Annotated in this window: 13 protein-coding genes; 6 read left to right on the plus strand and 7 right to left on the minus strand. The window is 62.7% G+C overall.

All coding sequences use genetic code 11. The features are described 5' to 3' along the window. The first annotated feature begins 154 nt into the window (after positions 1-154). From pxpB to GSQ88_RS04615, 3 genes are read left to right on the plus strand one after another with little or no spacing between them, the layout of a single operon-like run. The gene (pxpB, locus tag GSQ88_RS04605) at positions 155-886 is read left to right on the plus strand and encodes a 5-oxoprolinase subunit PxpB (RefSeq protein WP_159006212.1); all 732 of its coding nucleotides are present in this window, start codon (positions 155-157) and stop codon (positions 884-886) included. Beyond that, positions 883-1938, plus strand: a complete 1056-nt coding sequence (locus GSQ88_RS04610; protein WP_159006213.1) for a 5-oxoprolinase subunit C family protein — start codon at positions 883-885, stop codon at positions 1936-1938. Before pxpB ends, GSQ88_RS04610 begins: the two co-directional genes overlap by 4 nt. A gap of 36 nt (positions 1939-1974) precedes the next feature. Continuing rightward, positions 1975-2742: a LamB/YcsF family protein gene (locus GSQ88_RS04615; RefSeq protein WP_159006214.1), complete on the plus strand. Its 768-nt coding sequence runs from the start codon at positions 1975-1977 to the stop codon at positions 2740-2742. A gap of 112 nt (positions 2743-2854) precedes the next feature. On the opposite strand, the gene GSQ88_RS34885 is transcribed toward GSQ88_RS04615, so the two are convergent. The 5 genes from GSQ88_RS34885 to GSQ88_RS04635 all read right to left on the minus strand — a co-directional run bounded on the left by GSQ88_RS34885 (position 2855) and on the right by GSQ88_RS04635 (position 8694). After that, positions 2855-3007, minus strand: coding sequence for a hypothetical protein (locus tag GSQ88_RS34885; RefSeq protein ID WP_174247915.1), 153 nt, complete (start codon positions 3005-3007; stop codon positions 2855-2857). Between the two features lie 177 nt (positions 3008-3184). Then, positions 3185-4783, minus strand: coding sequence for a sulfite reductase subunit alpha (locus tag GSQ88_RS04620; RefSeq protein WP_159006215.1), 1599 nt, complete (start codon positions 4781-4783; stop codon positions 3185-3187). Beyond that, complete coding sequence (locus GSQ88_RS04625) at positions 4780-6582, minus strand: NirA family protein (RefSeq protein WP_174247916.1); 1803 nt, start codon at positions 6580-6582, stop codon at positions 4780-4782. Before GSQ88_RS04625 ends, GSQ88_RS04620 begins: the two co-directional genes overlap by 4 nt. Positions 6583-6940: 358 nt before the next feature. Then, positions 6941-8107: a CmpA/NrtA family ABC transporter substrate-binding protein gene (locus GSQ88_RS04630; protein WP_159006217.1), complete on the minus strand. Its 1167-nt coding sequence runs from the start codon at positions 8105-8107 to the stop codon at positions 6941-6943. Then, the gene (locus GSQ88_RS04635) at positions 8104-8694 is read right to left on the minus strand and encodes an ANTAR domain-containing response regulator (RefSeq protein WP_159006218.1); all 591 of its coding nucleotides are present in this window, start codon (positions 8692-8694) and stop codon (positions 8104-8106) included. The genes GSQ88_RS04630 and GSQ88_RS04635 overlap by 4 nt, the downstream gene beginning before the upstream one ends. A 112-nt stretch (positions 8695-8806) precedes the next feature. On the opposite strand from GSQ88_RS04635, the gene rimO reads away from it, so the two are divergent. The 3 genes from rimO to GSQ88_RS04650 all read left to right on the plus strand — a co-directional run bounded on the left by rimO (position 8807) and on the right by GSQ88_RS04650 (position 12041). Then, positions 8807-10132: a 30S ribosomal protein S12 methylthiotransferase RimO gene (gene rimO / locus GSQ88_RS04640; RefSeq protein WP_159006219.1), complete on the plus strand. Its 1326-nt coding sequence runs from the start codon at positions 8807-8809 to the stop codon at positions 10130-10132. A 51-nt stretch (positions 10133-10183) separates the two neighbouring features. Further along, positions 10184-10591, plus strand: coding sequence for a PaaI family thioesterase (locus GSQ88_RS04645; RefSeq protein ID WP_246735060.1), 408 nt, complete (start codon positions 10184-10186; stop codon positions 10589-10591). A gap of 253 nt (positions 10592-10844) precedes the next feature. Continuing rightward, positions 10845-12041 carry an acetylornithine transaminase gene (locus GSQ88_RS04650; RefSeq protein WP_159006220.1) on the plus strand — a complete coding sequence of 399 codons (1197 nt, stop codon included), beginning with the start codon at positions 10845-10847 and terminating at the stop codon, positions 12039-12041. Between the two features lie 158 nt (positions 12042-12199). On the opposite strand, the gene GSQ88_RS04655 is transcribed toward GSQ88_RS04650, so the two are convergent. Both GSQ88_RS04655 and atzD read right to left on the minus strand, forming a co-directional pair. Next, positions 12200-13174, minus strand: a complete 975-nt coding sequence (locus tag GSQ88_RS04655; protein WP_159006221.1) for a quinone oxidoreductase family protein — start codon at positions 13172-13174, stop codon at positions 12200-12202. Positions 13175-13360: 186 nt separating this feature from the next. Further along, the coding region (gene atzD, locus GSQ88_RS04665) for a cyanuric acid amidohydrolase (RefSeq protein WP_159006223.1) at positions 13361-14271 on the minus strand (911 nt) is incomplete at its 5' end.

Genomic DNA, 14271 nt, shown 5'->3' on the forward strand with positions numbered 1-14271 from the left:
CCCATCTTATCACCAGCGTGTCGTTTAATTTATTGAACTTGCAGGCTCATTTCGACAATGCGGATTCCACTTCGACCCGAAACGCGCTAGAGCTTGATCTCGCGCCTACGCTCTTGTGAGGCCCGATTTCGTGCGGCCCGAGTTTTTAAGGATCATGGCCAAGCCACTTGCCCCGAGCCGCCTGCTGCCCAGCGGCGACAGCGCCATCACGGTGGAATTCAGCCGCAACGTCGACGACGCGGCCAACCAGCGGGTGCTGGCGCTCGATCGCACGTTGGCGCGCGACCGAATCGCGGGCGTGACCGAGACGGTGCCGACCTACCGATCGCTGCTGGTGCATTACGATCCGCTTGTGATCGGCTTCGACGCGTTGAGTGAGAAACTCGCCGCGCTGGCGAAGCTGCCCGTTCCGCCCGCGACCATCACGCGGCGCTGGCGCATTCCGGTGGCCTACGGCGGCGAGCATGGCATCGATCTCGAGGACGTCGCCAAGACGTTGAATGCGACCCCCGATGACATCGTGGCCCGGCACGTCGCCGGCGATTACCGCGTCGCGATGATCGGCTTTACGCCCGGTTGGTCCTATCTCAGCGGTCTGGAAGATTCGCTGCAAATGCCGCGATTGCAGAATCCCCGGCTGCTGACGCCGGCGGGGACCATTTCCATCGGCGGCGTGCAGGCCGGCGTGCAATGCCTGGCCGGGCCGAGCGGCTGGCATCTGCTCGGGCGCACTGCGGTCAGAACCTATCAATTGCATCGCCAGCCGACCTTCCTGCTCGAGCCCGGCGACCGCGTGACATTTTCGGTGGTCGACCACAAGACGTTCGCCGAACAGGATCGTGCCGCGGCCGCCGGTGAAATCATCGCCGAGCTGATGGCGTCATGAGCAGATTGGCTGTCACCAGTATCGGGCCCGCGAGCTCCGTCCAGGATGGCGGCCGGCCGGGCTCGCAGCGTTACGGGCTGGTGCCGAGCGGCGCGATGGACCGCCTGGCGCTCGCCGCCGCCAATGTTCTGGTTGGAAACCCGCCGTTCACCGCAGCCATCGAAATCGGTCCGTTCGGCGCGTCCTTGACCGCACGCGACGGTGCGGTCCGCGTCGCGTTGTCCGGTGCGAGGCGCAACGCCGATATCGCCAAGCGCCCGGTTGCGTTCGACAGCTCCGTGACGCTCGCCGACGGTGAAAGTCTGACACTCGGATTCGCACGCGGCGGCTCGTTCAGTTATCTCGCGATCGAAGGCGGCGTTCAGGGCGAGTCGATGTTCGGCAGCCTGGCCGTGAATGCGCGCGCGGGCCTTGGCAGTCCCTATCCGCGTCCCCTACAGGCCGGTGACGAATTGCGGGTGGCCGATGCCAGCGGCGCGGCCGAGCGCCGGATCGATCTTGCCTCGGTTGCGGACGCCCCGATCCGGGTGCTACTCGGCCCGCAGGACGATGAATTCGGCGACGACATGAAAAAGCTGTTTCTGGACAGCGAATGGAAGATATCGGCGACCAGCGACCGCATGGGTTACCGGCTGGAAGGTGCGGTGATCCGGCATTTGCACGGCCACAACATCGTCTCCGACGGCACCGTCAACGGAAGCATCCAGGTGCCCGGCAACGGTTCGCCGATTGTGCTGATGCGCGATCGCGGCACCAGCGGCGGCTATCCCAAGATCGCAACCGTGATATCGGCCGATTTCGGCCGCTTCGCGCAAATCCCGGCCGGGCGTGGCTTTCGCTTCAAGGCCATCGGCATGGCGGAAGCGCAGGAGGCGTTGCGGAACTTCGTCAAAGAGATCGCCACCCTGCCCGACCGTCTCCGCGACATCGAAAGTTTTGATCTCAACCTCGAAGCGCTGCAAGATGCCAATGTCGCAGGCAGCGCCATCAGCGCCGTTGACGCACAAACCTGGCAAGTTCCATCTCCCGCGGAAACGGTGACACCCGACTGATATCAACGATCTTCTCACTTAAAGCGGACCGCCAACATGACAACAATCGATCTCAACTGCGATCTCGGCGAAGGATTTGGCGTATGGGAGATGGGCAATGACGCCGCCATGATCGAGCTCGCCACCTCGGTCAATGTGGCCTGCGGCTTCCATGCCGGCGATGCCGATATCATGCGCCATACCGTGGAACTGGCAAAAGCCCGCGGCGTCAGCGTCGGCGCCCATCCGGGCTATCGCGACCTGCACGGGTTCGGACGCCGTCCGGTTGCTGGCTTGAAATCCTCCGAGATCGAGAACCTCGTCGCCTATCAGATCGGCGCCTTGCAGGCGATTGCGACCGCCGCCGGCCACAAGGTGACCCACGTCAAGGCGCATGGCGCGCTGTCGAACGTTGCCTGCGACGACGACATGACCGCCAAGGCCATCGCCAACGGCATCAAGGCGGTCGATCCCAATCTGATCTTCGTGGTGCTGGCGAATTCACGTCTGGTCAAGGCCGGCGAAGCCGCCAACCTGCCGATGGTGCATGAAGTATTCGCCGATCGCGCCTATGAGGATGACGGCCAACTCGTCTCGCGCCGCAAGCCCGGCGCGGTGTTACACGATGCCAAGGTCATCGCAGCGCGCGTGGTGAAGATGGTGCAGGACGGCGCCGTGGTCTCGGTCACCGGAAAGGTGATCAAAATGCGCACCGATACCGTCTGCATTCACGGCGACACGCCCGGCGCCGTCGACATCGCCCGCGGCGTGCGGCAGGCGTTAAAGGACGCCGGCATCGACGTGGCACCGTTCAAGACAAAGTAATTCGTCCCCCCGAGGTGCGAGCCTCTTCGGCGAGCCTCGAAGGGTGGCAACAATGCGCGACCATCCTTCGAGACGCGCGCAAGAGCGCGCTCCTCAGGATGACGGTTGTGCCCTAAAACGGATGATACGACAGCGTGCCGAACACCACGGCAGCGATCACGGCGAAGGCGCCGTAAAGTGCCGCCGCGTGCAATCCCCGGCTGGTCCGTCCGGAAAGGGAACGCGCATATAAATGCAGGCGGGCTTCCGCCGAAATCTCGCGCATGGTCGCTCTCCAACGCAGCATCGAACACAATGGAATGCCGTTCGCGGCCGGATGCAAGGCAACCTCGGAAATAACGATACAGATGCTCTCCCGGACTCCCCGGAGAGTCTAAAATTCTCCCGCAATGGGCCGCGCGAGAATATTATTCGTTCGGATTTGAAGCAATCCGGAACCGGCTCAGTACACGTCCTGCTGGAGCCGCCCCTTCTTCTTGAGTTCCGCGACAAAGCTGATGGCCTCATCGGTCGATCGCGCGCCGAACTGGGCGACGATATCGACCAGCGCGCGCTCGACATCCTTCGCCATGCGCTTGGCATCGCCACAGACATAGACGTTGGCGCCTTCGGCCAGCCAATTCCACAATTCGCGGCCAACCTCGCGCATGCGATCCTGTACGTAAAATTTCTTGTCGCCGTCGCGCGACCACGCCAGCGATAGCCGGGTCAATAGCCCCGACGTTTTCATCGCGTTGAGCTCGTCGGAATAGAAGAAGTCGCAATGGCTACGCTGATGGCCGAAGAACAACCAGTTCTTGCCGGGCGCTCCGGTGGCCCGGCGATCGTGCAGGAATGCACGGAATGGCGCGACACCGGTACCTGGCCCGATCATGATGATCGGCGTGCTCGGATCGGCCGGCAGCGCGAAGCCATGGGCCTTCTGCACGTAAACCTTGACCTCGTCGCCGGGATTGATGCGTTCGGCCAGGAAGATCGAGGCGAGGCCCAGGCGCTTGCGCTTGCCGATCACGTAACGCACCGTATCCACCGTCAGCGACAGCTTGCCCGGCGTCGCATTATGCGACGACGAGATCGAATAAAGCCGCGGCTGCAACGGCTCCAGCGCCTCGATAAAGGCTTCCGGATGTGGATGAACGTTGGAGAATTTCTGCAGCACCGCCATCACGTCCAGCGTGGCGGCGTCGCCGTCGGGATCCTCGCCTTGCGCCAGCGCCCTCGCCTTTTCACGTTGCGCGCCGCCGGTGAGGTACGAGATCAGCTCGAACAGGGAATCCGGCGCGGGCGCCAGCGAAACGTCGTCGCGCAACACTTCGCGCAAGGTCTTGCCGTTGACTTCCGTCGTATGCGAGGCGCCGAGCAAGGCGATGATCTGATCGACATGACCGACGTCGTTGCTGGCGAAGATGCCAAAACTGTCGCCAACAACGTAATCAAGGCCGCTACCCGAGAGGTCGAAATCGATATGCCAGGTCTGCTTCTCGGACCCTTCCTTGTTGAGCAGGCGCCGCGAAACAAAGGTCGCCGCAATCGGATTATCGCGTGAACGTCCGACCTCAGCGGCGCTCGGCGCGGCCGTCGCGACGGGGGTGGCCGTCGGGCCTGGAGCGGCTGCCGGCGCCTTCTCCAGTTCCTCGTTCAGCGCCTTGAGCATCCGCGCGGTCTCCTTGCCGCCGGGCACGCAAAGATTCAGCCGCGCCTCACCTTTGCTGGCGATCGCATCGGAATAGTCGTTGCAGTTATAACCGCATTGGCCGCAGTCCTGCTGCGCCATCGCAGCCATCATCCGCCGCCGCATCGGACGGCCCTCGGCGAGTTTCATGCGATCGGCGATCGGCATGGTCTGATCGTGCCACGGCGCCTCGCCATCATCGCCGTCGCCTTGCAGTACGGCAGCGCCCTGTTCCGCCGACAAGGCGGTCGGGCCGTCGGTCGAGAGCAGCCCGGCGAAGAAACCATTAAGCCAGGAGCGTTGCGCTTCCGAGAACGGCGCGCTGGATGGAATGATTTCCAGTTTCGGCGGCGGGGTCATCTGGTTCATGAGGAGACCTGAGCGTCAGAGATCTGGGCATCTGCGAGTTTGCGCAACGTTTCGCCATCGTGGCGGCGCGCAAAGCCAACAAAGGTTTCATCCGATGATGCGCGATGCGCGAGATAGGCCTTCAACAGCTTCTCGACGGTCTGCGGCGCGTCCTCGGCCTTGAGGTCGTGATAGACTTCCTGTCCGACATCGGCATTCGGCCCAAAGCCCCCGCCCGCGAACAGATGATAGCCCTCGACGGTGTCGTCCGCCTCGCCGACCGGCACCTTGGCGGCGATCAGCCCGATATCGCTGATGTAATGTTGCGCGCAGGAATGGTGACAACCGGTCAGATGGATGTTGAGCGGCGTTTCGATCGCGACACGCGGCTCGCACCAATCGCCGATTTCGGCGGCGTGACGCTTGGTGTCGGACGCCGCGAATTTGCACCCCTGATTGCCGGTACAGGCGATCAGTCCGGCGCGGATTTGCGAGGCCGTGACGGCAAGACCAATGGCTTCGATCGCCGCGATCGCGAGCCCAACATTCTCGTCGCGCACGCCTGGGATCAGCAAATTCTGCCAGACCGTCAGGCGAATATCGCCGTCGCCGAGGTCCTGAGCGATTTTTGCCAACCCCCGCATCTGTTCGCAGGTCACCTTGCCCAACGGCAGCGACACGCCGATCCAGTTCAAGCCGGCCTGCTTCTGCTGATGAACGCCGATATGCGCCATGCGATCGAAGGCCGGACGCGGCGCCAATGCTTCCGAGGGCACGCGGGTCAGGGCGTAGCCGAGCTTTTCCTCGACCAGCCCCAGAAACTTGTCCATGCCCATGCCGTCGATGACGTATTTCAAGCGGGCCTTGAGGCGATTGGTGCGATCGCCGAGATCGATGAACACGCGAACGATGGCGTCGGCGACGAGTGTGGCGTCGGCCGGCTTGACGATAATTCCGGTGTCCTTGGCAAAATCCTTGTGGCCGGTGATGCCACCGATCCCGAGACGAAACCAGATGCCGGCCTCAACGCCGAAACCATCTTGCACCTCAACGGCGGCGAACGCGATATCGTTGGTGTCTTCGAGCACCGCGATCTTGCCGGCGCCGTCGAACGCGACGTTGAACTTGCGCGGCAATCCCGTCAGCGCGCGGTCGTTGAGGATATGGTAGTGCCACTCGCGGGCGTATTCGCGGGTGTCGAGCAATTCTTGCGGATCGATCCCCGCGGTCGGCGTACCCGTGACGTTGCGGATATTGTCGGCGCCGGAGCCGCGCGAGCACAGGCCGAGATCCTGGATTCCTTCGATCAGCGCCACCGCGTGCTTCGGCGGAATTTCGCGGACCTGAAGATTGGCGCGCGTCGTGACGTGACAAAACGGTCCGCACAGCCGCTCGGCCAGATCGGCCATTCCGGCAAATTGCCCGTGCGTCAGGATGCCGTTCGGAATCCGCAACCGGCACATGTAGGAATCCTGCGCCGGCGCCACATAGAACAGGCCGTAATAGCGCCAGCGGAAATTGTCCGCCGGCGATGGCGGGGCATTGTCGATGGCCTGTTGCTTGAGCCGCGGATAGGCATCGAACGGATGCTGTTCGCGTTTGTATTTTTCCGGATCGGCGAGCTTCTTGCCCGACGCAATGACCTTGTCCTGCGCCTTGAGATGCGCGGCGTCGGGTCCGGTCGGCTCCGCATTTGCCTTGCCGGCGCCGGCGCCGCCCAGGCCGCGTCCGACCCGGCTGATCTGCAAACCGGTGGTAAAGCCCTCGAGGTAGCGTTTCTGCTCGTCGGTAAAGTCGACGGTGAGCGGTTCGATTTTCATGGTCGGCGACGAAGCTCCTGCGGCCACAACCGGTGGCGTCAACGAAATCGGGATGTGACCGCCTGGAAATTCGCTCGACGAAGAAGCTGCCGGGCTTGAATTCCCAAGAACGGTCCGATCAGCCTCGTTGCTGCGGAAATCCATCTAGGACATTGGCCAACTGGCATCTGCGACGGCTGGCTGCGTTGCAACATTCAAGTTGCGTGCCACACCGATGAAAATAAAATATCAAGCTATATCAGAATGTTATGGGGAAAGTACGGGAACCCTGAAGAAGGATTCATTGCCAGATTCAGGCAATTCGCTCAAAAATTAGCCTGCTGAGGCGATTGCCTAACATCGGTTCAGCGGTCCGTGCCTAAGGCTTCCAGCGGCCGATCCTGAAGGCCGCCAGATGCCCGGCGATATCCTCGGGATTGAAGGCCGGCCCGGCAAAGGCGCCGATCGCGTCCGACGCCTCAGAGGCCTTCCCCTGGTGCCCGGATGCAATGTCGTAGAGGTCCGGCCTGAATACGCCCATGGCGGTTCTGAGGGCGTCCGGACGCAAGGCTGTCTGCCCCCATCGCACCATTTGCGCGTAAAGCCAGGCGGCCTGCGCGGGATCGGGCCGCGCGGCGCCCTCCCTGCCCACCAGCAGATAGCGACCGCTCTCGCGCATCGTGCCGTCGGACGCGATCTTCAGGCGGCCATCGAGGGTACGCTGGATCACTTCCGGGTCGACGCCGATGCGCTCCGGTTGCCCCAGGATGCGCGCGGCCTCGGCGCGGTTCTGCGGCTGCTCGATGAATTCAGCGGCACGGATATGCGCCCGAACCAGTGCGGCCACGACATCCGGATTTTTCTCGGACCAGTCCTGCCGGACCGCGAGCACCTTCTCGACCGCGCTGACCAGAATGTCCGAGACAAAATGCAGGATGCGGCCGATGCCGAAATCCACCGCGATCGAATTCCAGGGCGCCCCGACACAGAACGCGTCGACATGGCCGTTGCGCAGGCTGTCGACCATGTAGGGCGGCGGCAATACCACGAGGCGAACGTCCTCGTCCGGGTCGACCCCGCCGGCCGCCATCCAGAACCGGAGCTGATAATTGTGGGTCGAGAACGGAAACGTCATCCCGAAGGTCAAGGGCTCGGCGCCGCTCTTGCGCCGCTTAGCGACCACGCGCGCCAGCGCCAATGCGGTTGCCATGGGATCGAAGGGGTCGCCATCGATTTCCGCCAAGATCGCCGCATGCAAGGCCGGGGCGACGGTGATGGCGTTGCCGTTAAGGCCGAGATTGAACGGCGCCACGATCGGCACCTTGACGTGTCCAAGCCCGAGGCTGGAGGCGATCGCGACCGGCGCCAACAGATGCGCCGCATCGAACAGGCCGATATTGAGCTTGTCGCGGACATTCGACCACGACACTTCACGCACCAGGGTAACGTCCAGCCCTTCGGCCGCGGTAAACCCCTTGTCGACGGCGACGATCAGGGCGGCGGCATCGACCAGCGGAATGAAGCCGATGTGAAGCGGTGTACTCATTTAAGCAGCTCCGACGCGGTCAGGATCGACTGTGCGATCTCGCTGATCTTCTTTTTTTCGCGCATCGCGGTGGAGCGCAACAGCACATAGGCCTCCTCTTCGGTCAGGCCCTTCAGCTTCATCAGGATTCCCTTGGCGCGGTCGATCACCTTGCGGTCTTCCAGCGCGGATTTGGCGCGATCGAGTTCGTCCTGAAGCTTCGAGAACGCGTTGAAACGCGAAATGCAAAGATCAAGGATCGGTTTGAGCCGTTCCTTCTTCAGGCCATCGACGATATAGGCCGAGACGCCGGCATCGACCGAAGCCTGGATCGACGCGGCGTCGCTCTGGTCGACGAACATCGCGATCGGCCGGCGCACGGCGCGGCTGACCTGGAACATCTGCTCCAGAACGTCGCGGCTGGGATTTTCGAGGTCGATCACGATGACATCGGGATCGAGGGCGTAAATCCGCGCCAGCAGGCTCTGCATTTCGCTGATATGGACGACGCTGGTAAAACCCGCCTCCCGCAGCCCCTCCTCGAGGATCGCGGCACGGATCGGGCTCTCGTCGACAATCACGATTTTAGGCGACGATTCAGCGCTCATCGATCACTCATCTTTCGGCGCGCCCTTCATAGCACGCCGGAGGCCGGCTCAAAGCCTTGTAATTATGAGCAATTGGGACTAGCTCCTGCGCATCAATCAGGCAGAAACAGACATGCAGCAGGCCGCCGCGCCCAAAGTCAGCTTTGTATCGTTGGGATGCCCCAAGGCGCTGGTGGATTCCGAGCGCATCATTACGCGGCTGCGCGCGGAAGGCTATGAGCTGGCGCGCAAGCACGACGGCGCCGATATCGTCATCGTCAACACCTGTGGGTTCCTCGACAGCGCCAAGCAGGAATCGCTCGGCGCCATCGGCCAAGCGATGGCCGAAAACGGCAAGGTGATCGTCACCGGCTGCATGGGCGCGGAGCCCGAGCAGATCGAAGCCGCCTATCCGGGCGTGCTGTCGATTACCGGACCACAGCAATATGAAAGCGTGCTCGAAGCCGTGCACCGCGCGCTGCCGCCGGTGCATAATCCGCATCTCGATCTGGTGCCGCCGCAGGGAATAAAACTGACGCCGCGGCATTACGCCTACCTCAAGATTTCCGAAGGCTGCAACAACCGTTGCAGCTTCTGCATCATCCCGAAACTGCGCGGCGACCTGGTATCACGCCCGGCCAATGACGTGCTGCGCGAGGCCGAACGGCTGGTTGCTGCCGGCGTCAAGGAATTGCTGGTGATCTCGCAGGACACCTCGGCCTATGGCGTCGACATCAAATATGCGGAGTCGCCCTGGAAGGATCGCCAGGTCCGCGCCAAATTCTTCGATCTGGCAAAAGAACTCGGCGAGCTCGGCGCCTGGGTCCGTCTGCAATATGTCTACCCCTACCCGCATGTCGACGAAGTGATCGGCCTGATGACGGAGGGCAAGGTGCTGCCCTATCTCGACATCCCCTTTCAGCATGCGAGCCCCGAAGTCCTGAAAGCGATGAAGCGTCCAGCCGCGCAGGAAAAAACGCTGGCGCGCATCAAGAAGTGGCGCGAGCAATGCCCTGAATTGACGCTGCGCTCGACCTTCATCGTCGGCTTCCCCGGCGAGACCGACGCGGATTTTGCCTATCTGCTCGACTGGCTCGAAGAAGCCGAGATCGATCGTCTGGGCTGCTTCCAATATGAACCGGTCGCAGGCGCATCATCGAATGCGATCGGCAATGCTGTCGCCGACGACATCAAACAGGCGCGCTGGGATGCACTGATGGCGCGCCAGCAGAAGATCTCGGCACGCCGGCTCAAGCGCAAGGTCGGCTCCCGGCAACAGATCATCATCGACGAAGTCGGCCCCACCGTCTCGAAGGGCCGCTCCAAGGCGGACGCGCCCAATATCGACGGCGCGGTCTATGTTTCGAGCCGCCGACCGCTCAAGGTCGGCGAGATCGTCACCGCGAAGATCGAGCGCGCCGACGAGTACGATCTGCACGGCAGCGTCGCGGGTTTTTGAAAAACTCAGGATGGAGCGTGCCGTCGCGGCATTGCGGCATGATAAGCAGAGATGTCGGATCATCTGAAAGAAATGCCGCCAGCGGCACTGCTTCTTGGTCGTGAAATCGTGTCCGTCGACCAGCAGTCTGGCGAAGTCAGACTTCGATTTATCGCGAGAGCGGAATTCGCCAACCGGCATGGCACCGTCCAGGGCGGCATGCTGGCGGCGATGCTGGATTCGGCAACCGGCAACGCCGTCATGGCCAAACTGCCTTCGCATTTGACGGCGGTCACGACCCGACTGGATACGCAGTTTCTAAAGCCTGCGGCATTAGGAGCCGTCATCGCGAGCGCGCGGATCACCCATCAGGACGAGCGCACCGCGCAAGTCAGCGCAGAACTGACGGACAGCGAGGGTAAGATCGTCGCCACCGCCCGCGCCGAACTCCGTGTTCGCAAGCGCAAGATCAGTCCTTGAAAAGCCGCGCCAGTCTATCAAAAGCTTGACAAAACCTGCCGCTCGGCTGTATGGCCGCGTCATGACGTTCACCCGGACCCAACTCCGCGCCACTTTCCGTCGTCGCTCGATCGACGATGATGGGTCGCGCCGTGTCCGACGACAACGCTGAACAACTAAATTCAGCAACGTTTTCGAGAAGGCCGCACCCTCAAAAGTGCGGCCTTCTCGCGTTTCGGCCTGCCTTTTCAACCCAACGCCAGAGGAGTTCGACATGACCCACGCCCCCCATCCGTTCGATGCGCTGATGGACATCACCGCTCGCCCGCCGACCGTCTTCGTCCGTGGCGAAGGCTCATGGCTGTGGGACGACAGCGGCAAGCGCTATCTCGATTTCGTGCAAGGCTGGGCGGTCAATTGCCTCGGCCATGCGCCGCCGGTCGTCGCCGAGGCGCTCGCGACACAGGCCAGACTATTGCTGAGCCCGAGCCCTGCTTTCTACAACGCGCCGAGCCTCAAGCTCGCTGGTGCGCTGGTCCAGCATAGCTGTTTCGATCAAGTGTTCTTTGCCAATTCCGGCGCCGAAGCCAACGAAGGCGCGATAAAACTGGCGCGTAAATACGGCGCGCTGCATAGAGGCGGCGCGCATGAAATCATTACGTTCGAAGGCGGTTTTCATGGCCGCACGCTGGCAACCATGTCGGCTTCCGGCAAGAAAGCCTTTGAACCGCTGTTCGAGCCGAAAGTCCCGGGCTTTCCCAAGGCGCGGCTCAACGATCTGGCTTCGGTCGCACGCCTGATTTCCGACAAGACCGTTGCGGTGATGCTGGAGCCGATCCAAGGCGAAGCCGGCGTCTGGCCGGCGACCGATCAATTCCTGCAGGAATTGCGAACGCTGGCCACCGCGCAGGGCCTGTTGCTGATCTTCGATGAGATCCAGACCGGCATTGGCCGCACCGGAAAGCTGTTTCACTACGAGCACGCCGGCATCGAACCCGACATCATGACGCTCGGCAAAGGCATCGGTGGTGGCGTGCCGCTGGCGGCGTTGCTGGCGACCGAACACGCTGCCTGTTTCGAACATGGTGACCAGGGCGGCACCTTCAACGGCAATCCGCTGATGTGTGTCGCGGGGCTGGCCGTGCTCGAACAGGTCGCGGCACCCGCCTTCCTTAAGGCAACGCTCGACGCTGGGCTGTTTCTGGAGCGTGAATTGCAGCGGCTGTCGGCGCGGCACGGGCTCGGCTGTGTCCGCGGCCGCGGGCTGCTGCTGGCGCTCGACCTCAAGCTTCCGATCGGCCCGTCGATCGTCGCGCAGGCGTTCGCGGACGGTGTGCTGCTGAACGCGCCACAGCCGGATGCGCTGCGTTTCATGCCGGCGCTTAATGTCACCCGCGAGGAAATATCGGCAATGATCGATGGCCTCGACGCGATACTGATGAACATCGGTGCAGCACGTATGGTCGCGTAGTCTTGAGGTATTTTCTGACGACCACCAATTCCGTCATTGCGAGCCACCGGGTCGCGCGAATGCGCGCCCGACGACAGGCTCCGCGAAGCAATCCAGAGCCATGAGAGAAGGCTGGATTGCTTCGTCGCAAGAGCTCCTCGCAATGACGGACGTGACGGCTACGGCCGCATGATCGCAGCGCCGGTGGTGGCGCGGCCTTCGAGGTCGATATGGGCCTTGCCGGCGTCCTTGAGGGCGTAGGCGTGGTTGATCGGGACGTGCAGCTTGCCGTTGATGACGGCGGCAAACAGCGTGTCGGCGCCTTCCAACAGTTCGGAGCGCGTGCCGATGTAGTCATTGAGCTTGGGACGGGTCGCGAACAGCGAGCCATGGTTGTTGAGTTCGGCAATCGCGAACGGCGGCACCGGGCCTGAGGCGTTACCAAAACTCACGAACATTCCCCGCGGTTTCAGGCACGACAGCGACCCCGGGAATGTGGTTTTGCCGACGCCGTCATAGACCACGTCGCAGAGCTCGTTGCGACTGATCTGCTTGACGCGCGCAACAAAGTCTTCCTCGTTGTAGAGGATCACATGATCGCAGCCATTGGCCAGCGCGAGATCGGCCTTGGCCTTTGAGCCGACGGTGCCGATCACATGCGCGCCCATGGCCCGCGCCCATTGGCACGCCAAAAGACCGATGCCGCCCGCCGCGGCGTGGATCAGGACCCGATGATGCGGCTCGACCTTGAAGGTCTTGTGCAAGAGATACCAGACCGTCAGGCCCTTCAGCATCAGTACGGCGCCCTGCTCATAGGTGATGTGGTCGGGCAGCTTGACCAGTTTCTCCCAGGGAATGTTGCGCTCCGACGCATAGGCGCCGAGATTGTGGTAATAAGCAACGCGGTCGCCGGGATGAAAATGGGTCACGCCCGGCCCGACCGCCACCACTTCACCGGCGGCCTCATTACCCGGAATGAACGGCAGCCCCGGCGCCTTGTAGAGCCCGGTGCGGTAGTACACGTCGATGAAGTTGAGGCCGACGGCATGCTGGCGGATACGGACCTCGCCGGGCCCGGGGGCCGCAACCTCCACGGCCTCGTACACCAGGGCTTCCGGGCCTCCCACCTTGTGCACACGCACGGCTTTTGTCATGTCGGCTGCTCCCTGGAATGGCCTTGGTTCACTCGAACCGAAAGCCATCGAGGCCGCCTTGTCAACTCAGTGGCGGGGCCGGAACTAGAGCGTTTTCGAGCGAAGTGGGCACCGGTTCGCGTGAGGAAAACGCGTCAAAACAAAAGACTAGAGCCCCGTTCCGATTCCATCGGAACGGAAATGGCTCTAGACCCGGAAAATCACCGCGACAGGGCCACCGCCCGGCGGCCCCTGATGCTCGGCGCCTCCGGAGACGAACACCGCGGGACATCCGGTGATTCCCGCGATCACCCCACCGACCGCGGCGCGAGCGTGGCGGGTCGCGGAAATATCGGTATCGTCCAGCATGATATGGCGCCAGCCGCGCAACATGCCGTCCGGCGACGGATCGGCCTTCGCCAGCACGTTGACGATGCGCGATGCGCCCGCTGTTGTCGCGAGAACGCCCTCGCCTCCGGCATTCTGCACGGCGGTCAAGACCGCCGAGGCATCGATCGCGTCTTGCATGACGGCGTGCGCGATGACGCTGTCGCCTGATGCCGCGGTCGAATTACCGAGCACGATGACGATGTTGTTTTTGAGCTCAATGCCTGCGGACGCCGAGGCCACGCCGGAACACAGCGACCAATCGAGCAACACCGCTTCGTCGGCGATCGCGGCTGTGATTTCGCCGAGCGCTGTGGCGACGCCAAGCGCGGAAGCTCCGCGCGAATAGGCCATCGACTTGTAGGCACTCTCGGTCACGGGTTCATGCCCTGCGCGGCGGGCCTCCCGAACCCGGTCGGCGGTAAGCAGCGGGCATTTGACCTGCACCCAATGGACATCCGCCGCGCTCGATATGCCGGCGTCACGCATCGCCGTCTTGACGGCATCGGCGGTCGCCTCGATCTGCGGCCTTCGTCCGATCTCCTGCGGCAGGAAATCCCGGGTCGCCGCGACGCCGATCGCAAGACGTTTGGGGGCATCGCGTTCGTCCTTTTCACGCTCGGTGACAGGGACCCGCGCGAAAATCGTGGCGTGCGGACTGAGGATGCCCTCGGTACCGCCGGACACCACGATGGCAATGCGGCTCTCGACCTCTGCGGGCGCAAGGCGCA

The sequence above is a fragment of the Bradyrhizobium sp. S69 genome (assembly GCF_009766005.1).
Classification (GTDB): domain Bacteria; phylum Pseudomonadota; class Alphaproteobacteria; order Rhizobiales; family Xanthobacteraceae; genus Bradyrhizobium.